This is a genomic window from Mycobacterium sp. Dal123C01 (assembly GCF_052566995.1).
Window position 1 is genome coordinate 2,846,500 of the sequence record NZ_CP199580.1, and the last position, 22,387, is coordinate 2,868,886.

Sequence of the window (22,387 nt, forward strand, 5' to 3'; positions counted from 1 at the left end):
TATCCGAATCCGGTGATCAGGCCGGTATGTGCAGCGTCGGAATTGCCGGGTCCCCGTGCGCCAACTTCAAGCCCTCCCACGGCAGGCTGTGCAGCCCGGACGCCACCAGTCCCCGGGCGGCGGTCAGAGCCGCGTGGTGCGTGCCGGCCACCACCTCGCCGCCGCGGACCAGCGGGGTGGTCAGCACCCGGAACGGTTCGGTGGTCGAGGGTGGACGGCCCGCCGGATGCACAACCTCTTCGGTGATCGTGCCGGTCGGGCGGGAGAGTCGCAGCGCCTCTTTGTGGCCGCCCTGGGATTCCTTGTGGCTGCTGCGTTTCTGCACCGGTATGCCGTCCACTTCGACCAGTTTGTAGACCATGTTCGCGGTCGGGGCGCCCGACCCGGTGACCACCGATGTGCCGACGCCGTAACTATCCACCGGCTCGGCACGCAGCGCGGCGATGGAGAACTCGTCGAGATCGCCGGACACCACGATGCGGGTGCGGGTAGCGCCCAGCTGGTCGAGCTGCTGGCGCACCTGACGGGCCAGCACTCCGAGCTCACCGGAGTCCAGCCGCACCGCACCGAGCGTCGCCCCGGCCGCGGCCACGGCATTGGCCACGCCGCTCGTCACGTCATAGGTATCCACCAGCAGCGTGGTGCCCACGCCCAACGCGTCGACCTGGGCGCGAAACGCCGCCAACTCGTCCGGCCCGCCCTCGCCGGTGTGCAGCATGGTGAACGCGTGCGCGGCGGTGCCTTCGGTAGGTACTCCGTATCGCCGCTGCGCCTCCAGGTTGGACGACGCGGCGAAGCCGGCGATATAGGCCGCACGGGCCGCGGCGACGGCGGCGCGTTCGTGGGTTCGCCGTGATCCCATCTCGATGAGCGGACGTTCGCCGGCCGCGCTGACCATCCGGGCCGCCGCGGACGCGATCGCCGTGTCGTGGTTGAACATCGACAGCGCCAGCGTTTCGAGCACCACGCATTCGGCGAAGCTGCCGCGCACCGACAACACTGGAGACCCGGGGAAATACAGCTCGCCTTCGGCGTAGCCGTCGATGTCGCCGCCGAATCGGAATTCGCGGAGATAACGCAACGTGTCCGGGTCGAGAAACTGCGCCAGCAACAGGCATGCATCGTCGTCGAACCTGAACTGCGGCAACGATTCCAGCAAACGGCCGGTCCCGGCGACCACGCCGTAACGCCGGCCTTCGGGAAGGCGGCGGGCGAACAGTTCGAATGTGGTCCGGCGCTCAGCAGTGCCGTCGCGCAGCGCCGCTGCCAGCATGGTCAACTCGTACTTGTCGGTTAACAGCCCAGCTAAGGCCGGCGCGTTCATCCCGCAACGGTAACGGCTGGCGGCGGGCAGCCGGTCTCTCGGTATCCTGGAGGTCATGGTTGTTGCGTCAGCGCCCACCAAGCCCGGCACCACCGGGCAACGCGAGGCCGCTCCGGTGCACGTCACGGCCAGTCCATGGGTCACAGTCGTGTGGGACGACCCCGTCAATTTGATGACCTATGTGACGTATGTGTTCCAGAAGTTGTTCGGCTACAGCGAGCCGCATGCCACCAAGCTGATGTTGCAGGTGCACAACGAGGGCAAGGCGGTGGTATCGGCCGGTAGCCGGGAATCCATGGAAGTCGACGTGTCCAAGCTGCACGCTGCCGGTTTGTGGGCGACGCTGCAGCAGGACCGCTGAGATCCGAGGGTATCCGGGATATCTTGTGCGCAAATGGAAGCGGGTCGAGACCGCTGAGGGTCCCCGTTTCCGGTCATCGTTGGCTTCGCATGAGGCGGACCTGCTCAAGAACCTGGTCAACGCGTTGATCGACTTGCTCGACGAACGCGAATCATCTTCGCCGCCAGACGAACTCGAGGAGATCACCGGGATCAAGACCGGTAATTCGGAACCTCCCGGGGATCCGACGCTGCGTCGGCTGCTGCCCGATTTCTTCCGGCCCGGCGACGAGGACACCACGGGCTCCGGAACCGAGACGCCCGCCGGTCTCAACGCCGCGCTGCGCAATCTGCACGAGCCGGAGATCATCGATGCCAAACGTGTTGCGGCACAGCAGTTATTGGACACAGTTCCGGAGAGCGGTGGACGGTTCGCGCTGACCGAGGACCAGGCGAACGCCTGGGTTTCGGCCGTCAACGACATTCGGCTGGCGCTGGGGGTCATGCTCGAGATCGGGCCGGACGGGCCCGAACGGCTGCCTACCGACCATCCGATGGCCACGCACTTCGACGTCTACCAGTGGCTCACCGTCCTGCAGGAGTACCTGGTCGTGGTGCTGATGGGGCCCCGATCATCTTGACGGCGGACCGGACGAACTCGCTCACCGATGTCGGTGGCATCCGTGTCGGCCACTACCAGCGGCTGGATCCTGACGCGTCGTTGGGCGCCGGATGGGCCAGCGGCGTCACCGTCGTACTGACACCGCCGGGGACTGTCGCTGCGGTCGATTGCCGCGGCGGCGCGCCCGGCACCCGGGAGACCGATCTGCTGGACCCGGCCAACACGGTCAGGTTCGTCGACGCCGTACTGCTCGCCGGCGGCAGCGCCTACGGTTTGGCCGCCGCCGACGGTGTCATGCGCTGGCTGGAGGAACACGATCGGGGCGTGGCGATGGATGGCGGCGTGGTGCCCATCGTGCCGGGCGCGGTCATCTTCGACCTGCCGGTCGGCGGCTGGGGCTGCCGGCCGACGGCCGAATTCGGCTACGCCGCCTGCGAGGCCGCCGGCGCACTGACGGCCGTCGGCACGGTCGGCGCCGGTGTGGGGGCGAGGGCCGGTGTACTCAAGGGCGGTATCGGCACGGCGTCGACGACGCTGCCCTCCGGCGTCACCGTCGGCGCGGTCGTCGCGGTGAACTCCGCCGGCGAAGTCGTGGACCGGGCCACCGGCCTGCCGTGGATGGCGGACTTGATCGAGGAGTTCGCGCTGACGCGGCCGCCGGCCGACCAGATCGACGCGCTCGCGCAGCTGCGTTCTCCGCTGGAGCCGCTCAACACGACGATCGCCGTGGTGGCGACCGACGCGGCGCTGAGCTCGGCGGCCTGCCGGCGCATCGCGATCGCCGCCCAGGACGGCCTGGCCCGCACCATCCGGCCGGCGCATACCCCGCTGGACGGTGACACCGTGTTCGCCTTGGCCACTGGGGCGGTCGAAGTGCCCCCGCCGGCTGATGCGCCCGCCGCGATGTCGCCCGAGACGCGGTTGGTCACCGAGGTGGGCGCCGCCGCGGCCGATTGCCTGGCCCGTGCGGTGCTGGTCGGTGTGCTTGCGGCCGCGTCGGTCGCCGGAATACCGACTTACCGCGACATGTTGCCCGGCGCATTCGGCCGAGGGGGCAGTTGACGTGCTGGTGATTCGCGCCGACCTGGCGGAGGCGATGGTTGCCCACGCCCGGCGCGACCACCCCGACGAAGCGTGCGGGATATTGGCCGGCCCGGAGGGAACCGACCGCCCCGAACGCCACATCCCGATGGCCAATGCGGAGCGCTCGCCGACGTTCTACCGCTTCGACTCCCACGAGCAGCTCATCGTGTGGCGAGCGCTGGACGACGCCGATGAGGTGCCCGTCGTCATCTACCACTCACACACCGCGACCGAGGCGTACCCCAGCCGCACCGACGTGCAGCTGGCCGCCGAACCGGGCGCCCACTATGTGCTGGTGTCCACGCGCGACCCCGAGCGCCACGAGCTGCGCAGCTATCGCATCGTCGACGGCGAGGTCACCGAAGAAACCGTCGATATCGTCGAGCAGTACTGACACGTCGACCGGCGCCTATGCCGGTAGCCTGGACGATGCCGAAGAAGCTTTAGAAGGGCAGTTGTGGGGATGACCGGACAAGGCGGACAACCCGCGACGCAGACGACCAAGCATCCGCGGTGGATGGTGGGCGGCGCGACGATTCTCACTTTTACGGCGCTGCTCTACCTGATCGAGCTGATCGACCAACTGTCTCAGCACTCCCTGGACGCCAACGGCATCAGGCCACTGGAAACCGACGGCCTGTGGGGGATCCTGTTCGCACCGGTGCTGCACGCCAATTGGCCGCACCTGATGGCCAACACGATCCCGCTGCTGGTGCTCGGATTTCTGATGACGCTGGCCGGATTGTCCCGATTCGTGTGGGCCACCGTGATCGTGTGGATCCTCGGCGGCTTCGGCACCTGGCTGATCGGCAACTGGGGCAGCAACTGCGGGCCGACGGACCACATCGGAGCCTCCGGGCTGATCTTCGGCTGGTTGGCTTTTCTGCTGGTGTTCGGAATATTCGTCCGGCGGTTCACCGACATCGTCATCGGTCTGGTGGTGCTGTTCGTCTACGGTGGCGTCCTGATCGGCGCGATGCCGGTGCTCGGTCGGTGCGGCGGGGTGTCGTGGCAGGGCCATTTGTGTGGTGCCCTCGCCGGCGTCGTCGCGGCGTATTTGTTGTCCGCTCCCGAGCGCAAGGCCCGGGCGCAGCGAAAAGCCGGCACTGCGCCGCGCCTGACGACATGAGCTCTCCACTGGCGCCCGTCGGGGTCTTCGACTCCGGCGTCGGGGGACTGACGGTAGCCCGCGCGATCATCGACCAACTGCCGGACGAAGACATCGTCTACGTCGGCGACACCGGCAACGGTCCCTATGGTCCGCTCACCATCCCCGAGGTGCGCGCCCACGCACTGGCCATCGGTGACGATCTGGTCGGCCGCGGCGTGAAGGCGTTGGTGATCGCCTGCAATACGGCCTCGGCCGCATGCCTGCGCGATGCCCGCGAGCGCTACGACGTGCCCGTCGTCGAGGTGATCCTGCCGGCGGTGCGCCGCGCCGTCGCCACGACCCGCAACGGCCGCATCGGCGTCATCGGCACTCAGGCGACCATCACCTCGCACGCCTACCAGGACGCGTTCGCAGCCGCCCGCGACACCGAGATCACCGCGGTGGCCTGCCCGCGCTTCGTCGACTTCGTCGAGCGCGGCGTGACGAGCGGGCGTCAGGTGCTGGGACTGGCCGAGGGGTATCTGGAGCCGCTGCAACGCGCCCAGGTCGACACGTTGGTGCTGGGATGTACGCACTATCCTTTGCTGTCCGGGTTGATCCAGCTGGCGATGGGCGAAAATGTAACGCTGGTTTCCAGCGCCGAGGAAACCGCGAAGGAAGTGCTGCGGGTGCTCACCGAACGGGATTTGCTGCGCCCGCATGATGCGGCCCCGGCCACCCGCGTTTTCGAAGCTACTGGCGACCCCGAGGCGTTCACGAAATTGGCGGCGCGATTCCTGGGGCCCGCCGTCAGCGGTGTCCGGCCGGTGCATCACTCGCCCATCGGCTAGCCCGCAGAGAGATTCTCATCACATCAATGCGGCGATGTTTTTCTCATGGTGCTTCCGGGCATGGCACAGTAGTGTCCGTGCGAATAACCGTGCTCGGCTGCTCAGGCAGCGTGGTGGGTCCGGATTCGCCTGCGTCGGGATATTTGCTTCGCGCGCCGGACACTCCGCCGCTGGCCCTCGACTTCGGCGGGGGTGTGCTAGGCGCCTTGCAGCGCTACGCCGACCCGGCTTCGGTACACGTGCTCTTGTCGCATCTGCATGCTGACCACTGTCTGGATATGCCGGGCCTGTTCGTGTGGCGTCGTTACCATCCCTCGGCGCGTCCCCTCGGCAAGGCGATGCTGTACGGCCCGAGCGACACCTGGTCGCGATTGGGTGCCGCGTCGTCACCCTACGGCGGTGAAATAGACGACTGCTCGGATATCTTCGACGTCCGTCACTGGATCGACGGCGAAAAGGTCGACATCGGTGCGCTCAGCGTGACGCCGCGAGTGGTGGCTCACCCCACCGAGTCCTACGGCTTGCGGATCACCGATCCCAGCGGTGCCTCGTTCGTCTACAGCGGCGACACCGGAGTCTGTGATCAGCTCATCGATCTGGCTCGCGACGCCGACGTGTTCCTCTGCGAAGCATCCTGGACGCATGCGCCGGATCGCCCGCCCGCCCTGCACTTGTCGGGTACCGAGGCCGGCCGGGTCGCCGCGCAGGCCGGGGTTCGTGAGCTGCTGCTGACACACATCCCACCGTGGACCTCGCGCGAGGACGTGATCAGCGAGGCCAAGGCCGAGTTCGATGGTCCCGTGCACGCGGTGGTGTGCGGCGAGACGTTCGACGTTCGGCACTCCGAACGAGTCTGATCCAACCCACCCGGCCCCTTCGCCGCCGCGCGGCTGGGGTGCCCCACCAGCCGCCGCTGTGACGCACCGGAGAGCTAGGGTGGCGTCGTGTCGAAACGAGAAGACGGTCGCAATGACGACGAGCTTCGCCCGGTGGTCATCACCCGGGGCTTCACCGAAAACCCCGCGGGCTCGGTACTGATCGCATTCGGTCAAACCAAAGTGCTGTGCACCGCCAGCGTCACCGAGGGGGTGCCGCGCTGGCGCAAGGGGTCGGGTCTGGGGTGGCTGACCGCGGAGTACGCGATGCTGCCGTCCGCCACCCACACCCGCTCGGACCGGGAGTCGGTGAAGGGCCGACTGTCCGGGCGCACCCAGGAAATCAGCCGGCTCGTCGGCCGGTCGCTGCGCGCGTGCATCGACCTGGCGGCATTGGGGGAGAACACCATCGCCGTGGACTGCGACGTGTTGCAGGCTGACGGCGGCACCCGCACCGCCGCGATCACCGGTGCCTATGTCGCGCTGGCCGACGCGGTGAGCTACCTGTCGGCGGCGGGCAAGCTGTCGGATCCACGGCCGCTGTCATGTGCGATCGCCGCGGTCAGCGTCGGCGTGGTCGACGGCAGGGTCCGGGTCGATCTGCCGTACGAGGAGGACTCGCGTGCCGAGGTCGACATGAACGTCGTCGCCACCGACACCGGAACACTCGTGGAGGTCCAGGGCACCGGTGAGGGTGCGACGTTCCCGCGTTCGACGCTGGACAAGCTGCTCGACCTGGCGCTCGGCGCGTGCGACACGCTGTTCGCCGCACAGCGCGAGGCGCTGGAGTTGCCGTACCCGGGTGTATTGCCGGACGGGCCGAATCCATCGAGGGCGTTCGGAAGCTGACCCGGCTGCTGGTCGCCAGCCGCGGTTAGGGTGCGGGCGGGGCTGGCGGTGCGGGCGGAATTGCCCCGTCGCAGCCACCGGGCGGTGGCGGTGCCGGGAAGGTGTTGTTGCCGCTGTCGCCGACGCAGTCGTAGTACCACTTCGGCCCGCCGAAGTTGTTGGTTTTCATCCACTGGTGCCAGTAGGACCCGTCGGGATACTTCTCGCCGTCGCACACTCCCAAACTGCCGAACCCCCATTGTCCGCCCGGGCAGTAGCTCTTCGTGATGTCCGGCTTGTGAGGGTCGGGCGGATCGGCGCTGGCAACCGCAGCAGGAAGCACGATCGCCGCAGCAGCACCAAGCATCGCAGCGCACATGCGAAGAGGTTTTAACTCCATGTCGACTCCATGTCCGCAAGAACGCCGAGAGCGCCAAATCCTTTCAAGATGCGACAAATGTCACGGTGGCGGAACTGCTCATGAGCGCCTCACTTACAGGCCGCCACACTGTGCCGGGCCGCTGAAGATTGTGGCCCAGGGAGGACAACTCGGGTCACGCGGCGCCGGGCCCGTTTCCGCCTGCATGTGTGGCCCAGGTGGGTAGTCCTGATCGGAGAAGTGGTAGTCGTGGCAGGCGGTCATGTCCCAATCGCCTACGACATGGCCCCCAGCGGGCATCCGCTGTCCCGGGCACCAACAGGCCGAATATTGACTGCAGCCGGGCGGGTTGGCGTGGGCGGCACCTGCGGTCAATCCCAGACCGGCCAGCCCTAAGCCGCCGGATACAACCACCGTCGCTGCGAACCATGCGGTTGGTCGCCTCATAAGCTGCGAATTATCCGCCGTTTCTGCGGGCGTGTACAGGTGTCACCTGCGGAGCTGGCGAACGGATAGTAAGTGAGGAAGATTCATGCGCTCTGTTCGGAATGACTGTTGACCCGGCTGCTGGTCGCCAGCCGAAACTCCAAGAAGCTGGCCGAACTGCGCCGGGTACTGGACGGCGCCGGATTGTCGGGGCTGACGCTGGTGTCGCTCAACGATGTGGCACCGTTCGACGAGGCGCCCGAGACCGGTGCCACGTTCGAGGACAACGCGTTGGCCAAGGCGCGGGATGGGTTCGCCGCAACGGGGTTAGCCACCGTGGCCGATGATTCCGGCTTGGCGGTGGCCGCGCTGGGCGGCATGCCCGGCGTCCTGTCGGCGCGCTGGGCGGGCAATCACGGCGACGACGCCGGCAACACCGCGCTGCTGCTTGCCCAGTTGCGTGACGTGCCCGACGAACGGCGCTCGGCGGCGTTCGTGTCGGCCTGCGCGCTGGTCTCGGCGGGCGGTGAAGTCGTCGTCCGCGGCGAGTGGCCGGGCGCGATCGCCCGCGAGCCACGCGGCGACGGCGGGTTCGGCTACGACCCGATTTTCGTCCCGGTTGGCCTTGAATTCGGGGCCCGCACCGCGGCGCAGCTCAGCCCGGAGGAGAAGGACGCGGCCTCGCATCGTGGTCGCGCGCTGGCCCTGCTGTTGCCTGCATTGCTCGAGCTCAAAGCCCGAAGCGGGCCTTGATCGACTTGGTCTGGAAGTGCTCGACGATGATGCCCAGCAGCGGGATCGTGCCGGCCAGCAGCACGCCGACGGTCTTGCCGATCGGCCAACGGACCTTGATCGCCAGATTGAACGCCGTGAGCACATACGCGAAATACACCCAGCCGTGCACCACTTCGATCCACCGAATCTCACGGTGGAATGCGAGGTGCGAGACGATCTCGTAGCACAGTGCGATCAGCCACAGACCCGTCGTCCACGCCATGATCCGGTAGCCGAGCAGGGCAGGGCGGATCCGGTCAGCGGAGACGGCTCCGGGTGTCTCGGGTGTCGTCATGCGGTGGTCCTGTTCTGCTTTTCGGCATCTTTGGCAGCGAGCTCGGCCAGGTAAGCGTTGTACTCCCGCAGCGCGGGATCGTCGGGTGGTTGCGGCACGGGCTCCGGCCGCTCGGGTAGCAGCCCGGCCGGTATCTCGGTGAGCATGCCCTGGTTGCGTGGCTCCGGCGGTGCCTCTTCGTAGCGGACGAAGTTGCGGTACGCGTAGATGCAGAACCACGCGAATAGCGGCCACTGCAGCGCGTAGCCGAGGTTCTGGAACGTGCCCGACGGCGACTGAAACCGTGTCCATTGCCACCAGCCGAGGGCCAGGCAGCCACAGGCCGCAGCGATCACCAGAATGATCAGTGCGGGCCGGTGATGGCGCCTTCGATGGGCCTCGCTGGACACCTCTCGACGGTACCGTGCGGTCGGCCGTGTGACGGCCACGTGGCGAGCAGGTCGACTATGCATTCAGTGAACAATTGTTTATTGAAGGCCGTTCCGGGGAAGCCGACGGTAACCGTGTTCTCAGCCGACGCACGGAACCTTCGACCAACCACACCGGGACAAATTATGGGTTCTACCCTGCGCAGCCTCACTCGTTGGAGCACGGCGCCTGCGAAAGGCGTTGAAACCGTCAAGTCCTGGGTCAACGTGCCACGCGGGCTTGCGGCCCGCGCGACCACGCCGTTGCTGCCCGATGACTACCTCAAAATGCTCAACCCGCTGTGGTCGGCGCGCGAACTGCGCGGCCTCATCGTGGATGTGCATCCCGAGACCGCGGATTCGGCAACGGTGACGATAAAGCCGGGCTGGGGGTTTTCCGGCAGATACCGACCGGGACAGTACGTCGGCATCGGATTGCGGATTGACGGCCGGTGGCACTGGCGCTCGTATTCATTGACATCGATTCCACGGCGCGACAACAAGAACATCACGATCACCGTGAAGGCCACTCCCGAGGGTTTCCTGTCGACACACCTAGTGACGGGGGTAAAGCCGGGGACCATCGTGCGCCTGGCCTCGCCGAAGGGGGAGTTCGCGCTACCCGACCCGCCGCCGGCCAAGATCCTGTTCGTCACCGCGGGCAGCGGCATCACGCCGGTGATGGCCATGTTGCGGACGCTGAACTCCCGTAAACAGAGCGCCGATATCGTGCACATTCACTCGGCGCCCAGTGCGGACGACGTGATCTTCCACGACGAGTTGCGCGAGCTCGAAGAATCCCAGGACGGGTATCGACTTCGCTTGCAGCTCACCGAATCTCAGGGCCACGTCGACTTCGACGAGATCGACGACGTCGTGGCCGACTGGCGGGACCGCCACGCGTGGGTGTGTGGACCGACGGCTCTGTTGGACACGGTCGAAGAGGTCTGGAAGGGCGCGGATCTGGAAGATCTCCTGCACACCGAACGCTTCAGCATCGCCGCCACCGACAAGGGCGGCGAAGGGGGCACTGTTACCTTCGCGATTTCCGATAAAACCATCGAAATCGATGGCGCCACTTCGCTTTTGGAAGCCGGTGAAGAGGTAGGCATCCAGATGCCGTTCGGCTGCCGGATGGGTATCTGCCAGAGCTGTGTGCTCCCGTTGGAGTCCGGGCACGTACGCGACTTCAGGTCCGGGACCGAACACGGCGAAGGCGATCGCATCCAAACCTGCATCTCCACGGCATCCGGCAACTGCACCCTCAAGATTTAAGGAGAACTAATGGCTATCACCGACGTAAAGCAATACGCACACCTCAGCGCCGAGGACGTCGAAGCGCTAGGGCGCGAACTCGACGCGATCCGCACCGACATCGAGGAGTCCCGGGGCGAACGCGACGCCCGCTATATCCGCCGATCCGTCCAGCTGCAACGCGCCTTGGTGGTCGGCTCTCGGATCGTGTTGATGGCTAGCGGCAATAAGTACGCCTGGACCGCTGGGACGGCGATGCTCGGCACCGGCAAGATCATCGAGAACATGGAACTCGGGCACAACATCACCCACGGTCAGTGGGACTGGATGAACGATCCGGAGATCCACTCCACCGAATGGGAGTGGGACACCACCTCGCCGAGTGTGCATTGGAAGAAGTCGCACAACTTCATCCACCACAAGAACACCAACATCGTCGGCATGGATGACGATGTCGGCTACGGCATCATGCGCGTCACCCGGGACGAGCCCTGGAAGCGCTGGATGATCGGTAACCCGATCTACAACATCCTGCTGGGCACATTCTTCGAATGGGGTGTCGCCGCACACGGACTGGAGCTTTCGGCGGTCCGCAGGCACGACAAGACTTGGGCTGAAGTGCGCAAAGACCTGCGGATCATCGGTAAGAAGGTCGGTAGGCAGGTCGGCAAGGACTACGTCGTTTTTCCGGCGTTAGCCGGGCGCAACTGGAAGCACACCCTGCGGGCCAACGCGGTCGCCAACCTGATCCGCAACTACTGGTCCTACATGGTGATCTTCTGTGGCCACTTTCCCGACGGTGCCGAGAAGTTCACCAAGGAGGAGTTCGAAAACGAGACGCAAGGGGAGTGGTATCTGCGCGAGATGCTCGGGTCGGCGAACTTCAACGCCGGACCGGTGCTGGCATTTATGAGTGGCAATTTGTGCTATCAGATCGAGCATCATCTCTTTCCGGATCTGCCGAGCAATCGCTACCGGGAGATCTCGGTGCGGGTGCGCGAACTGTGTGAGAAGTACGACCTGCCCTACACCACGGGATCTCTTGCGCGGCAGTACTGGCAGTCGTTCTGGACGATCTTCAAGCTCGCGCTGCCCGACAAGCTGCTCAAAGGGACGCCCGATGACGCCCCGGAGACCAATTCCGAGTTGAAGTTCCGGGTCCGCGACGGATTGCGGGAAAGCTTCGTCGACCCAGCGACAGGTAAACGGCGGGGCCTGCGCACCGCGCTGCGTGAACTGCGGGCCGCTTCCAGCGCGGCGTAACTCGAGGGCTCCGACGGTGTAACCCTCACCACTAGGAAGAAGGCTAGCCTAGCCTTATCTCACCGTGTAGGGTCGCTGGCCATGGCCTCCTCTTCTTCTACGGTGACCACTGCGCTGCAAAGCATTCTGCGTGAAGACCTCAACGTCGACATGGCCCGGGTCACCCCCGAAGCCAGGTTGATCGACGACGTCGGGTTGGACTCGGTGGCGTTTGCTGTCGGCATGGTCGCCATCGAAGAGCGGCTCGGCGTCGCGCTGTCCGAGGAAGAGCTTTTGACCTGTGACACCGTCGGCGATCTCGACGCGGCGATCGCGGCAAAATCGGGCACATGAGCGAACTCGCGGCGGCGATCACGCGGTCGATGCAGACCGCGACATCTGAATTGGCCGTCTTCGACCGCGAGACCTCGGCGTGGCAACGGCGCGCGTGGCCGGAAGTACACGGGCTGGCCGAAGGAGTTGCGGCCTGGCTACTGGCCCATGATCAACCCGCCGCTGTCGGTCTCGTCGGCGAACCGACCGTCGAGTTCATCGCCGCGATCCAGGGCACCTGGCTCACGGGCGCGGCCGTCTCGATACTGCCGGGGCCGGTGCGCGGCGCCGACTTACGGCATTGGGCGGAGTCGACGCTGACCCGATTCACCGAGATCGGGGCACGCACGGTCCTCAGCCACGGCTCCTATCTCGACGGCCTGCGGGAGGCCGCGCCAGTAGATGTCGTTGTCGAAGATGTCGCGACAGCAGCGCGCACCAGTCGATCAGCAGCAGGAACGCCGAGCGGAGACGGCACCGGCCCCGCCATCCTGCAAGGAACCGCGGGTTCCACTGGCGCACCCAAAACCGCCGCGCTTGCCCCGGCTGCCGTACTCAGCAACCTGCGCGGGCTCGACCAACGGTGTGCCCTCGACTCGTCGATCGACGCCTGTTGTTCATGGCTGCCGCTTTATCACGACATGGGGCTCAGCTTTGTGTTTGCCTCGGCGTTGGGCCGGTTGCCGCTGTGGCTGGCCCCGACGGCGGCGTTCGCTGCGTCGCCGTTCAATTGGTTGACGTGGCTCTCGGACAGCCATGCGACGATCACCGCCGCGCCAAACTTCGCCTACAACCTGCTCGGCAAATATGCCCGGCGAGTATCCGACATCGATCTCGGCGGACTGCGGGTGGCGATCAACGGTGGGGAACCGGTGGACTGCGAGGGGTTCCAACGTTTCGCCGAAGAAATGGCGCCGTTCGGATTCAACGCCGGCGCGGCTGCGCCCTCGTACGGCCTCGCCGAGTCCACATGTGCGGTAACGATGCCGGTGCCGGGCACCGGGTTGCGGTTGGCCAGCTTCTCAGACGACACCGGCTCACACAAACACGCGGTCCTCGGTGATCCGATCCCCGGCATGCAGGTGCGGATCTCCTCCAGCGATCGGTACGACAACGTGACCGGCCCCGAGGTCGGCGAGATCGAGATTCGCGGTACGTCGATGATGAACGGCTACCTTGGACACCCGGCCATCGATCGCGACGACTGGTTTCCCACTGGCGATTTGGGCTTCGTCGGCGATGGAGGTCTCGTCGTGTGCGGGCGGGCCAAGGAAATCATCTCGATCGCGGGGCGCAACATTTTCCCGACGGAGATCGAGCTGGTCGCGGCCCAAGTACGCGGTGTGCGGGAAGGCGCCGTGGTCGCTTTGGGTACCGGCGAACGCTCCGCCCGCCCCGGTCTGGTCGTCGCGGCCGAGTTTCGTGGGCCTAATCAGGACGAGGCGCGCACCGAAGTGATCCAGCGCATTGCCTCGGTGTGCGGAGTGGTTCCGTCGGACGTGGTCTTCATGTCGCCGGGGTCCCTGCCGCGCACCTCCTCGGGCAAATTGCGCCGTCTGGAAGTCCGGCGTTCGCTTGAGCTGGTGGACTGAAATGATCGCGATAAGCGAGACCGTCTTCGATGTTGACTATCGCGCGCTGCTCTCCGAGGTTTTCGACGACCGCGTCACGGAGTGGACGGCCGAAGCCGAGGTGCAGCAACGCTTTCCGCGGAAGCTGATCGAGCATCTGGGAGCAAGCGGTGTCTTTGCCGCCAAGTGGTCCGACCAAACCCAGCCCGATGTCAACAAGCTGGTCGAGCTCGCCTTCGCGCTGGGCCACCTGGCGTCCGCCGGCATCGGAGTGGGCGTAAGCCTGCACGATTCGGCCATCGCCCTGCTGCGCCGTTTCGGCAAGTCGGACTACCTGAAAGACATTTGCGAACAAGCGATTCGCGGCGAAGCCGTGCTCTGCATCGGTGCCTCGGAAGAATCCGGCGGATCGGATCTACAGATCGTCGAAACCGAGGTTCGCTCGTGTGACGGTGGTTTCGAAGTCCGCGGCGTCAAGAAGTTCGTGTCGCTTTCGCCCATCGCCGACCACATCATGGTTGTGGCACGCAGCGTCGACCACGACTCGGCCAGCCGGCACGGCAATGTCGTGGTGGTGGCGGTGCCGACCACCCATGTCAACGTGCAGCAGCCCTACAACAAGATGGGTGCGGGGCGGCTGGACACCGCGGCGGTTCACATCGATACCTGGGTTCCGGCCGATGCGCTCGTCGCACGGGCCGGTACCGGGCTGGCCGCCATTAGTTGGGGATTGGCGCACGAGCGGATGTCGATTGCCGGGCAGGTCGCGGCTTCGTGCCAGCGGGTGATCGGAATTACCTTGGCCCGCATGATGACTCGGCGTCAGTTCGGCCAAACGCTGTTCGAGCATCAGGCCCTGCGGCTGCGGATGGCGGATCTGCAGGCGCGGGTCGACCAGCTCGGCTACGCGCTGCACGGCATCGCCGCGCGGGGGCGGCTGGATTTGCGTGCGGCCGCCGGCATCAAGGTAACCGCGGCCCGCCTCGGCGAAGAGGTAGTCGGCGAGTGCATGCACATCTTCGGTGGGTCGGGCTATCTCGTCGACGAAACACCCCTGGGCAGGATGTGGCGAGACATGAAGCTGGCCCGGGTCGGCGGCGGCACCGATGAAGTCCTCTGGGAACTGGTCGCGGCCGGCATGAAACCCGATCACGCCGGCTACGAGGACTGGGTAGGACGCTCCAACGCATAGAGCACCATGCGCCGATTTGGCGTGTCGTGCTCGCCGAGAGAACGGCATCCGACGTACTCGCACAATCGGCGGACAACGGTGTTGCGGTGATCGGGGTCGAACATGATCCGGCCGCAGCGGGGTTCCTGTGCGAACAGGCTGGCCACGATTCGCGGGAGTAGTCGCGGGCCGAGGCCGCGGTTGACCAGCGCCAGATCCGCGATGGCGGCGTGCAGCCCCACATCGTAGGGATCGGCGTCATAGTGATGCGAAATCAGATCCTTTGCTGCCCAGTAGATTTCTAAATAGGCGCACTCTTCGCCGCGCAGGGTTCCGATCACTGGCAGCGAATAGGTACCGTCGAGCTGCGCCGTGATGTGTTGGCGCCAGCGCGAGGTCGGCCAGGCGTATTCCCACGCCTCGGCTAGATGAGGGCGATTCATCCACTCCGCCACCATCTCTGCGTCGCTGCTTGCCGCGGCACGCAGGGCGTATGGGTGCTCCACCTCCGGGACGGCAAGCCGGTCGATGCGCTGTACCTCTTCGGATACATCCGTGCGCTCGCGCTTCAGTACGTGAGTCGGCGCGTCATCGGTCTGGGTGCGTGGGGCGGCTCCGTTCATCGTTTGCTGACCTTACCCGAGCAGGGTTCATGGATTAGGTTAGGCATGCCAAATTTTGATGCGGATGCCTTAACAGGGCATCCGCGGTGGGTCGCCGCAGTGATGTTTGCTCGGCCGCCGGAGCGGTAATATCGCTAGGCCCAGGCGCGAGTGGCGGAATTGGTAGACGCGCTGGATTTAGGTTCCAGTGTCTTAGGACGTGGGGGTTCGAGTCCCCCCTTGCGCACTCCGGCGTTTCAGCCGAAGAGGTCGCGGTGTTGTTCGAGGAATTCCCGCACCGATTGCGGGGGGTGGCCGGTGATGTCTTCGAAGTCGTGGGTTGACCGGTTGTAGCGGTCTTCGCGGTGCAGCCGGGCCATGGTGGCGATGTGTTGTTGCACGTGAGGCGGCAGTCCGACCTGGCTCAAAACTTCCTGCCACTCTTCATAGGGCGGCCGGGCCGCGGATACGGGTCGGCCCAGGGCTTGTGCGTACTGTGCGGCGAGCTCGTCGATGTCCAGGGTCGTGGGACCGGTCAATTCGTAGACCGCACCCAGATGGTCACGCGGTGCGCACAGCACCGTCGTCACGACTTCGGCGACGTCGCGGGACGCGAGCGGTGAAGTGCGGCCTGTTCCGAACGGAAGGGATAGTTGGCCGGTCTCCCGGATGGAGCGGGCCGCCAAGGTCGCGAAGAGAGGATTCTCGAGCAAGACGGTCGGCCGGATGTGCACGGCTGGGATGCCCGACCAGTCGATGACGTGCTCGGCGAGCCAGTGCAGGCGTTGCTGTTTGGATTCTTCGGTGCTGGTGACGGTCATCTGAGAGACCGTCATTTGCGACATGTTGACCAGAACTTCGAGGTTGTCCAGCTCCTTTGCCATCGCGCACGCCAGAGCGGTGGCTTGCAGGTAATCCGGTGAGACGCTCATGTTGAAGAACATCCGCGTGACACCGGACATCGCCGCGAAGACGTCGGCCGGGTTGGTCAGGTCGCCGACGACCACATCGGCACCCTGTACACGCAGCGCGTCGGCCCGGGCGTCGTCATGGTGCACCATGGCCCGGACCGTCTCGCCGCGGTCGCGGAGCCGGGTCACCACCTGTGGGCTGATACCGGCGACTCCGCCGCCAGCGCCGGTGACCAGGTAGGTCGGTGACTTACTCATGGAAGTGGCCCTGTTTCAACTGATCTCGTAGCGCAGCCGTCGGATCGAGTGCGGAAACCGCGGAACACAATCCTAACCCGGTCGGCTTGCGCGCTACCGCTGTCACCGTGAGTCCGCCGCCGTCGAGCACCGCTCCTCGACCCACCCGTGAGCTTCGGCTATGGTAAGGCAACCCTTAGTTGACGGGTAACTACTTCGTCCAGGTGTGAAAGGACCGCTGATGGCACGCGGGTTTCAGGGCGCGATGCTGCGCGGTTTCGGCGCGCGCGATCACACCGCGACGGTGCTCGAAACCGTGCAGATCGCACCGCATTTCGTGCGGATACGGTTGGAGTCAGCGACTCTGTTCGACGACGCGGAGGCCGAGCCCGCAGCGTGGCTGCGGTTTTGGTTCCCCGACCCGGACGGATCGAATACCGAGTTCCAGCGCGCCTACACGATCTCCGAGGCGGATGTGCCCGCCGGCCGCTTCGCCGTCGACGTCGTGCTGCACGAGCCCGCCGGCCCGGCGTCGAAATGGGCACGCACCGTCGAACCCGGCACCACGATCGCGCTGATGTCGCTGATGGGGTCCTCGCGGTTCGACCCACCCGAGGAGCAACCGGCGGGTTATCTGCTGATCGGCGACTCGGCATCGATCCCCGGGATGAACGGAATCATCGGCACGGTTCCCGACGATGTCCCGATCGAGATGTACCTCGAACAGCATGACGAAAACGACACGGCGATCCCGATCGCGCAGCATCCGCGGCTGCGGCTGCACTGGGTCAGCCGTCGCGACGAGAAATCGCTGGCCGACGCGATCGAGACGCGGGATTGGTCGAATTGGTATGCCTGGGCGACCCCCGAGGCCACCACGCTGAAAAACGTTCGCAAGCGACTGCGTGATGCGTTCGGTTTCCCCAAGTCGGAGGTCCACGCGCAGGCGTATTGGAGCGCCGGCCGCGAGATGGGCACCACCCGCGGCGGCGAGCCGGAGGAGGCTACCGACAGCATCGCCCCGGTGCCCGGTGACGACCTTGCGCCGGAAAGCGTTGCAGCCCAGCCCGAGACACCGCCGGCCGGCACCGACGATGTGTTTGCCCCGGCTAACCGCGGTAGTTGGCGCGCTCAGGCCGCCGGCCGGTTGCTCGCGCCGCTGCGATCGGCGCTGATCGTCTCCGGCGTGCTGCAAGCGGTGATCACGCTCGTGCAGCTCGCGCCGTTCGTGCTGCTGGTGGAACTGTCCCGGCTACTGGTGTCGGGCGCCGACGCGTCCCGACTGTGGGGCGTCGGCATCGCTGCCGTTTCGCTGCTGGGTTTGGGCACCGTGCTCGGTGCCGCGCTCACCCTCTGGCTGCACGTCATCGACGCACGGTTCGCGAGCGATCTGCGGTCGCGGCTGTTGAGCAAGATGTCTCGGCTGCCGCTGGGCTGGTTCACCGCCCGCGGATCCGGTTCGATCAAGCAACTGGTGACCGACGACACGCTGTCGTTGCACTATCTGGTCACCCACGCGATACCGGACGCGGTCAACGCGGTCGTCGCGCCGGTGGCGGTGCTGGTCTATCTGTTCGCCGTCGACTGGCGAGTGGCGCTGGTGTTGTTCGCTCCGGTACTGGTCTATCTGGTGATGACGTCGTCGTTGACGATCCAATCCGGCCCGCGGATCGTTCAAGCACAGCGCTGGGCCGAAAGGATGAACGGCGAAGCCGGTGCCTATCTCGAGGGCCAGCCGGTGATTCGCGTCTTCGGCGGGGCGGCGGCCTCCAGCTTCCGGCGCCGGTTGGACGGGTACGTCGGATTCCTGGTGGCCTGGCAGCGCCCGCTGGCGGGCAAGAAGACCGCGATGGATCTGACCACCCGCCCGTCCACCTTCCTGTGGCTGATCGCGGTCGCCGGCACCCTGCTGGTCGTGTCGCACCGGATGGATCCGGTCAACCTGCTGCCGTTTTTGTTGTTGGGCACCACATTCGGTGTCCGACTGCTCGGCATCGCCTACGGGATCGGCGGCATCCGCGCCGGAATGCTCGCCGCCCGGCGTGTCCAAATTGCACTCGACGAACAAGATCTCGCGGTACAAGAACAGCCGGGCGCGGCGCCCGGTGGCGACGCGGCCACGGTGGTGTTCGACCACGTCGGATTCAGCTACCGCCCCGGGGTTCCAGTGATCCAGGACGTATCACTGGAACTGCGCCCGGGCACGGTTACCGCGCTAGTCGGCCCGTCCGGATCCGGGAAGTCGACGCTCGCAGCGCTGCTGGCCCGGTTCCACGACGTCGAACAAGGCGCGATACGCGTTGGGGGACAAGATATCCGGTCGCTGACGGCCGACGAGCTCTATGCCCGAGTCGGCTTCGTGCTGCAGGAAACCCAACTCGTGCACGGCACTGTCGCGGAGAACATCGCGCTGGCTGTCCCCGATGCCACCCCCGAACAGATCCAGGCCGCGGCCCGCGAAGCGCAAATTCACGACCGGGTGCTGCGGCTGCCGGATGGTTACGACACCGTGCTGGGTGCGAGCGCCGCGCTATCCGGTGGTGAGCGCCAACGCCTCACCATCGCCCGCGCGATCCTTGCCGACACTCCAGTCCTGATCCTCGACGAGGCCACGGCATTCGCCGATCCGGAGTCGGAATATCTTGTGCAGCAAGCACTTAACCGGCTTACCCACGATCGGACCGTGTTGGTGATCGCCCATCGGCTGCACACCATCACCCGGGCCGATCAGATCGTCGTGCTCGATCACGGACGGATTGCCGAACGCGGTACGCACGAGGAGTTGCTCGCCGCCGACGGTCGGTATCGCCGGTTGTGGGACACCGGCCAGGGCAATCCGGTGGCCGTGACCGGGGCGGCGCAGGAGGGCGGGCGATGATCCGCACCTGGATAAGCCTGGTTCCGGCGGACCGCCGCGCCAAGGTGACCGTCTATGCCGTGCTCGCGTTCGTTTCGGTCGTGGTGCGCGCGGTGGGTGCGGTACTGCTCGTCCCGCTGGTAGGGGCGTTGTTCAGTGACGCACCGCAACACGCGTTGGCGTGGCTGGGCTGGCTAACCGTTGCGACCGTGAGCGGATGGATCGTCGATGCCGTGATCGCGCGGATCGGCTTCGATTTGGGTTTCGCCGTGCTCGACCACTCGCAGCACGATGTCGCCGACCGGCTTCCCGGGGTGCGGCTGGACTGGTTCACCGCCGACAACACCGCGATGTCCCGCCAGGCGATCGCGGCCACCGGGCCGGAACTCGTCGGCCTAGTGGTCAACCTGCTGACGCCGCTGACCACGGCGGTTCTGCTGCCCCCGGTCATCGCCCTGGCGCTGTTGCCCATCTCCTGGCAACTCGGGGTGGCGGCGCTGGCCGGTGTGCCCTTACTGCTCGGGGCGCTGTGGGCCTCATTGCGTTTGACGCGTCGCGCTGACGCGGCGGCCGGTGTCGCCAATACCGCACTGACCGAACGGATCATCGAGTTCGCGCGGACCCAGCAAGCGCTGCGCGCGGCGCGACGGGTCGAGCCGGCCCGCAGCCTGGTGGGCTCCGCCCTGGCCGCACAGCACACCGCGACGATGCGCCTGCTCGGCATGCAGATCCCGGGTCAGCTGTTGTTCAGCGTTGCCAGCCAGCTGGCATTGATCGCGCTGGCCGGTACCACCACGGCGCTGACCATGGACGGCACGCTCAACGTGGCCGAGGCGGTCGCCCTGATCGTCGTGATCGCTCGCTACCTGGAGCCGTTCGCCACCGTCAGCGAGTTGGCGCCGGCGCTGGAGAGCACCCGCGCCACGCTCGACCGCATTCAGGGCGTGCTGACCGCACCGGCCGTCGTGGCCGGGGCCGATAGCTTGCGTGATGCGGCCGTTGCCTCGCACATCGAATTCGATGACGTCGCTTTCGGTTACGACGGCGCCAGCACACCGGTGCTGGACGGGGTCAGCTTCGCCTTGCAGCCGGGAACCACGACGGCGATCGTCGGGCCGTCGGGCTCCGGAAAAAGCACGATCCTGGCGCTGATCGCCGGGCTGCACCAACCGACCCGCGGTCGCGTGGTCATCGACGGCGCCGACGCCGCCACGCTGAGCGCGGAGGCGCGCCGCGCAGTCAGCAGCGTGGTATTCCAGCACCCGTACTTGTTCCACGGGACGATCCGCGACAACGTATTCGCCGGAAACCCCACCGCCGGCGACGACCAGTTCGGCCGGGTCGTCGCGCTGGCGCGGGTCGACGAGCTGATCGGCAGGTTGCCCGACGGCGCCGACACGATCGTCGGCGAAGCCGGCTCGACGTTGTCCGGCGGCGAGCGGCAACGGGTCAGCATCGCGCGTGCGCTGTTGAAGGCCGCTCCCGTGCTGCTGGTCGACGAGGCGACGAGCGCCCTGGATACCGAGAACGAGGTTGCGGTGGTCGACGCGCTCACGGCCGACCCCCAAGCACGCACCCGAGTGATCGTGGCCCATCGGTTGGCCAGTATCCGCCACGCCGATCGCGTTCTCTTCGTCGACAATGGGCGAGTGGTCGAGGACGGTTCGATCGACGAATTGCTGACGGCGGGCGGCCGTTTCAGCGAGTTCTGGCGCCAGCAGCATGAGGCCGCCGACTGGCACATCGTCGCCGAATAGGCCACGGCGGGTGACTCTTGCCGTATGCCTTACAGTTGATCAGTCAGTCGGCTGGTTGAGTCCTGGAGGCGTGGTCACTTATGAGTGCTGTGGTGTCGATTCCGCGGTACCCCGGCGACGTGACACCCGAATGGTTATCCGCAGCGCTTAGCGAACGCCACACACCGGTCGAGGTGTCCGATGTCGACGTGGTGGCCATTGGCACCGGCCAGACCGGGGCGACCTATCGCGTGACGGCCCGCTACGCCGCGGAGCGCGGTGACCTGCCACAAACATTCGTGATCAAGCTGCCCGCCCAGGACGACGCCGTGCGCGACCGCGTCGTCATCGGCTACCGCAGCGAATGCGCGTTCTACACCTCGGTCGCCGACCGGGTGCGGGTGCCGACCCCGAGCTGCTTCTACTGCCAGATCACCGACGACGCTATGGAATACGCGCTGCTGCTCGCCGACCAAGCGCCGGCGGTGCAAGGAGATCAGATCGCGGGCTGCGGCGAGCAGGAGGCGCGGCTCTCGGTGATGGCGCTGGCCGGGCTGCACGGGCCGAGCTGGTGTGACCCCTTCTGGCTGGATCTGCCGGGCCTGGCGTTTCCCCGTCCGGATGAGGCCGGGGCCAAGGGTCTTGGCGACGTGGCGAAGATGAGCGCCGACATCACCCTGGAAAAGCTGGGTGACCGGATGAGCGCCGAAGACCGCGAGACCTTCACCACCACAATGGGTTTGGTGACGCCGTGGCTGTTCACCGAGCGGGATCGGTTCGCGCTGCTGCACGGTGACTACCGGCTCGACAACCTGCTGTTCGACCCGGCGCACAGCTGGGTGAGCGTGGTCGACTGGCAGACGCTCGGCGTGGGTCTGCCGGCGCGGGATCTCGCGTATTTCACGGCAACGAGCCTGAATTCGGAGCTGCGGTTGGCAATCGAGAACGACCTTGTCGACGAATATCATCGAGCGTTGTTAGGTTATGGCGTTACCGGCTACGACCGTGAAACATGTTGGCGCGATTACCGGCTCGGGATGCCGCAGGCGCTGCTGATCTCGGCGCTCGGATTCGCGTTCGCCACCGCCACCGAACGCGGTGACGACATGGTGCTCGCCATGCTCAGTCGCGGCTGTCAGGCCGTCCGCGATCTGGGAACCGTGGAGCTGCTCAGTTGAGC

The 22,387-nt window shown here is 66.2% G+C and carries 22 protein-coding genes, 1 tRNA gene and 2 pseudogenes; 19 read left to right on the forward strand and 6 right to left on the reverse strand.

What is annotated here, in order from left to right:
- Positions 1-16: 16 nt before the first annotated feature.
- Positions 17-1,324 carry a nicotinate phosphoribosyltransferase gene (locus ACTXG5_RS13625; RefSeq protein WP_445164132.1) on the reverse strand — a complete coding sequence of 436 codons (1,308 nt, stop codon included), beginning with the start codon at positions 1,322-1,324 and terminating at the stop codon, positions 17-19.
- 55 nt (positions 1,325-1,379) lie between these two features.
- Here ACTXG5_RS13625 and clpS point away from each other — a divergent pair, with 55 nt between their 5' ends.
- The 9 genes and pseudogenes from clpS (at position 1,380) to rph (ending at position 7,033) form a co-directional block, all read left to right on the forward strand.
- Positions 1,380-1,685, forward strand: a complete 306-nt coding sequence (gene clpS / locus ACTXG5_RS13630; protein ID WP_313866020.1) for an ATP-dependent Clp protease adapter ClpS — start codon at positions 1,380-1,382, stop codon at positions 1,683-1,685.
- Positions 1,686-1,710: 25 nt separating this feature from the next.
- Positions 1,711-2,304 (forward strand): oxidative stress transcriptional regulator AosR, encoded by a 594-nt coding sequence (gene aosR, locus ACTXG5_RS13635; RefSeq protein ID WP_445164133.1) that lies wholly within the window; start codon positions 1,711-1,713, stop codon positions 2,302-2,304.
- Positions 2,301-3,347, forward strand: coding sequence for a P1 family peptidase (locus ACTXG5_RS13640; RefSeq protein WP_445164134.1), 1,047 nt, complete (start codon positions 2,301-2,303; stop codon positions 3,345-3,347). The genes aosR and ACTXG5_RS13640 overlap by 4 nt, the downstream gene beginning before the upstream one ends.
- Before the next feature lies 1 nt (position 3,348).
- Positions 3,349-3,762 carry a Mov34/MPN/PAD-1 family protein gene (locus ACTXG5_RS13645; RefSeq protein ID WP_445164135.1) on the forward strand — a complete coding sequence of 138 codons (414 nt, stop codon included), beginning with the start codon at positions 3,349-3,351 and terminating at the stop codon, positions 3,760-3,762.
- A 4-nt stretch (positions 3,763-3,766) separates the two neighbouring features.
- Positions 3,767-3,835 (forward strand): annotated as a pseudogene (locus tag ACTXG5_RS13650) (hypothetical protein); the annotation flags it as partial.
- The gene (locus ACTXG5_RS13655; protein WP_445164136.1) at positions 3,832-4,497 is read left to right on the forward strand and encodes a rhomboid family intramembrane serine protease; all 666 of its coding nucleotides are present in this window, start codon (positions 3,832-3,834) and stop codon (positions 4,495-4,497) included. The pseudogene ACTXG5_RS13650 and the gene ACTXG5_RS13655, both read left to right, overlap by 4 nt.
- A complete protein-coding gene (murI, locus tag ACTXG5_RS13660; RefSeq protein WP_445164137.1) occupies positions 4,494-5,309 on the forward strand; it encodes a glutamate racemase in 816 nt (271 codons plus the stop codon). The genes ACTXG5_RS13655 and murI overlap by 4 nt, the downstream gene beginning before the upstream one ends.
- Positions 5,310-5,380: 71 nt before the next feature.
- Positions 5,381-6,166, forward strand: a complete 786-nt coding sequence (locus tag ACTXG5_RS13665) for a cyclic nucleotide-degrading phosphodiesterase (protein ID WP_445164138.1) — start codon at positions 5,381-5,383, stop codon at positions 6,164-6,166.
- Positions 6,167-6,253: 87 nt separating this feature from the next.
- Complete coding sequence (gene rph, locus ACTXG5_RS13670; protein ID WP_445164139.1) at positions 6,254-7,033, forward strand: ribonuclease PH; 780 nt, start codon at positions 6,254-6,256, stop codon at positions 7,031-7,033.
- 25 nt (positions 7,034-7,058) lie between these two features.
- Here rph and ACTXG5_RS13675 read toward each other — a convergent pair whose 3' ends face one another.
- The gene (locus ACTXG5_RS13675) at positions 7,059-7,412 is read right to left on the reverse strand and encodes a hypothetical protein (RefSeq protein WP_445164140.1); all 354 of its coding nucleotides are present in this window, start codon (positions 7,410-7,412) and stop codon (positions 7,059-7,061) included.
- 531 nt (positions 7,413-7,943) lie between these two features.
- On the opposite strand from ACTXG5_RS13675, the gene ACTXG5_RS13680 reads away from it, so the two are divergent.
- Complete coding sequence (locus ACTXG5_RS13680; protein ID WP_445164410.1) at positions 7,944-8,570, forward strand: non-canonical purine NTP pyrophosphatase; 627 nt, start codon at positions 7,944-7,946, stop codon at positions 8,568-8,570.
- Here the strand turns inward: ACTXG5_RS13680 and ACTXG5_RS13685 are convergent.
- Positions 8,548-8,886 (reverse strand): DUF3817 domain-containing protein, encoded by a 339-nt coding sequence (locus tag ACTXG5_RS13685; protein ID WP_445164141.1) that lies wholly within the window; start codon positions 8,884-8,886, stop codon positions 8,548-8,550. The two genes, ACTXG5_RS13680 and ACTXG5_RS13685, sit on opposite strands and share 23 nt — an antisense overlap.
- On the reverse strand, positions 8,883-9,275 hold the full coding sequence (locus ACTXG5_RS13690; RefSeq protein ID WP_445164142.1) for a hypothetical protein: 393 nt from the start codon (positions 9,273-9,275) through the stop codon (positions 8,883-8,885). Before ACTXG5_RS13690 ends, ACTXG5_RS13685 begins: the two co-directional genes overlap by 4 nt.
- A 165-nt stretch (positions 9,276-9,440) precedes the next feature.
- Between ACTXG5_RS13690 and ACTXG5_RS13695 the strand changes: the two genes are divergently transcribed.
- From ACTXG5_RS13695 to mbtN, 5 genes and pseudogenes are all read left to right on the forward strand, one after another.
- On the forward strand, positions 9,441-10,568 hold the full coding sequence (locus tag ACTXG5_RS13695; protein ID WP_445164143.1) for a ferredoxin reductase: 1,128 nt from the start codon (positions 9,441-9,443) through the stop codon (positions 10,566-10,568).
- Positions 10,569-10,577: 9 nt separating this feature from the next.
- Complete coding sequence (locus ACTXG5_RS13700) at positions 10,578-11,810, forward strand: fatty acid desaturase family protein (protein WP_445164144.1); 1,233 nt, start codon at positions 10,578-10,580, stop codon at positions 11,808-11,810.
- Positions 11,811-11,876: 66 nt separating this feature from the next.
- Positions 11,877-12,143, forward strand: a pseudogene (locus ACTXG5_RS13705) (acyl carrier protein); the annotation flags it as partial.
- Positions 12,140-13,714 (forward strand): long-chain-fatty acid--ACP ligase MbtM, encoded by a 1,575-nt coding sequence (gene mbtM / locus ACTXG5_RS13710; RefSeq protein WP_445164145.1) that lies wholly within the window; start codon positions 12,140-12,142, stop codon positions 13,712-13,714. The pseudogene ACTXG5_RS13705 and the gene mbtM, both read left to right, overlap by 4 nt.
- Position 13,715: 1 nt before the next feature.
- Positions 13,716-14,885, forward strand: a complete 1,170-nt coding sequence (gene mbtN / locus ACTXG5_RS13715) for a mycobactin biosynthesis acyl-ACP dehydrogenase MbtN (protein ID WP_445164146.1) — start codon at positions 13,716-13,718, stop codon at positions 14,883-14,885.
- Here mbtN and ACTXG5_RS13720 read toward each other — a convergent pair.
- Positions 14,852-15,487, reverse strand: coding sequence for a GNAT family N-acetyltransferase (locus ACTXG5_RS13720; protein WP_445164147.1), 636 nt, complete (start codon positions 15,485-15,487; stop codon positions 14,852-14,854). The two genes, mbtN and ACTXG5_RS13720, sit on opposite strands and share 34 nt — an antisense overlap.
- Positions 15,488-15,631: 144 nt before the next feature.
- On the opposite strand from ACTXG5_RS13720, the gene ACTXG5_RS13725 reads away from it, so the two are divergent.
- Positions 15,632-15,713: transfer RNA gene (locus ACTXG5_RS13725), tRNA-Leu, on the forward strand.
- A gap of 10 nt (positions 15,714-15,723) precedes the next feature.
- Here ACTXG5_RS13725 and ACTXG5_RS13730 read toward each other — a convergent pair.
- Positions 15,724-16,635 carry an NmrA family NAD(P)-binding protein gene (locus tag ACTXG5_RS13730; protein WP_445164148.1) on the reverse strand — a complete coding sequence of 304 codons (912 nt, stop codon included), beginning with the start codon at positions 16,633-16,635 and terminating at the stop codon, positions 15,724-15,726.
- A 220-nt stretch (positions 16,636-16,855) separates the two neighbouring features.
- On the opposite strand from ACTXG5_RS13730, the gene ACTXG5_RS13735 reads away from it, so the two are divergent.
- From ACTXG5_RS13735 to ACTXG5_RS13745, 3 genes are all read left to right on the forward strand, one after another.
- Positions 16,856-19,492, forward strand: a complete 2,637-nt coding sequence (locus tag ACTXG5_RS13735) for an ABC transporter ATP-binding protein/permease (RefSeq protein WP_445164149.1) — start codon at positions 16,856-16,858, stop codon at positions 19,490-19,492.
- Positions 19,489-21,228, forward strand: coding sequence for an ABC transporter ATP-binding protein (locus ACTXG5_RS13740; protein WP_445164150.1), 1,740 nt, complete (start codon positions 19,489-19,491; stop codon positions 21,226-21,228). The genes ACTXG5_RS13735 and ACTXG5_RS13740 overlap by 4 nt, the downstream gene beginning before the upstream one ends.
- Before the next feature lie 80 nt (positions 21,229-21,308).
- Positions 21,309-22,385 (forward strand): phosphotransferase family protein, encoded by a 1,077-nt coding sequence (locus tag ACTXG5_RS13745; protein ID WP_445164151.1) that lies wholly within the window; start codon positions 21,309-21,311, stop codon positions 22,383-22,385.
- Positions 22,386-22,387 lie beyond the last annotated feature (2 nt).

Excerpts from the sequence above, each read along its gene's own strand:
- ACTXG5_RS13685 (WP_445164141.1), bottom strand. The coding sequence starts at position 8,886 with ATGACGACACCCGAGACACCCGGAGCCGTCTCCGCTGACCGGATCCGC.
- ACTXG5_RS13735 (WP_445164149.1), top strand. The coding sequence starts at position 16,856 with ATGGCACGCGGGTTTCAGGGCGCGATGCTGCGCGGTTTCGGCGCGCGC.
- ACTXG5_RS13720 (WP_445164147.1), bottom strand. The coding sequence starts at position 15,487 with ATGAACGGAGCCGCCCCACGCACCCAGACCGATGACGCGCCGACTCAC.
- mbtM (WP_445164145.1), top strand. The coding sequence starts at position 12,140 with ATGAGCGAACTCGCGGCGGCGATCACGCGGTCGATGCAGACCGCGACA.
- ACTXG5_RS13675 (WP_445164140.1), bottom strand. The coding sequence starts at position 7,412 with ATGGAGTTAAAACCTCTTCGCATGTGCGCTGCGATGCTTGGTGCTGCT.
- murI (WP_445164137.1), top strand. The coding sequence starts at position 4,494 with ATGAGCTCTCCACTGGCGCCCGTCGGGGTCTTCGACTCCGGCGTCGGG.
- mbtN (WP_445164146.1), top strand. The coding sequence starts at position 13,716 with ATGATCGCGATAAGCGAGACCGTCTTCGATGTTGACTATCGCGCGCTG.
- ACTXG5_RS13655 (WP_445164136.1), top strand. The coding sequence starts at position 3,832 with ATGACCGGACAAGGCGGACAACCCGCGACGCAGACGACCAAGCATCCG.
- ACTXG5_RS13625 (WP_445164132.1), bottom strand. The coding sequence starts at position 1,324 with ATGAACGCGCCGGCCTTAGCTGGGCTGTTAACCGACAAGTACGAGTTG.
- ACTXG5_RS13740 (WP_445164150.1), top strand. The coding sequence starts at position 19,489 with ATGATCCGCACCTGGATAAGCCTGGTTCCGGCGGACCGCCGCGCCAAG.
- clpS (WP_313866020.1), top strand. The coding sequence starts at position 1,380 with ATGGTTGTTGCGTCAGCGCCCACCAAGCCCGGCACCACCGGGCAACGC.
- ACTXG5_RS13700 (WP_445164144.1), top strand. The coding sequence starts at position 10,578 with ATGGCTATCACCGACGTAAAGCAATACGCACACCTCAGCGCCGAGGAC.
- ACTXG5_RS13730 (WP_445164148.1), bottom strand. The coding sequence starts at position 16,635 with ATGAGTAAGTCACCGACCTACCTGGTCACCGGCGCTGGCGGCGGAGTC.
- ACTXG5_RS13745 (WP_445164151.1), top strand. The coding sequence starts at position 21,309 with ATGAGTGCTGTGGTGTCGATTCCGCGGTACCCCGGCGACGTGACACCC.
- ACTXG5_RS13695 (WP_445164143.1), top strand. The coding sequence starts at position 9,441 with ATGGGTTCTACCCTGCGCAGCCTCACTCGTTGGAGCACGGCGCCTGCG.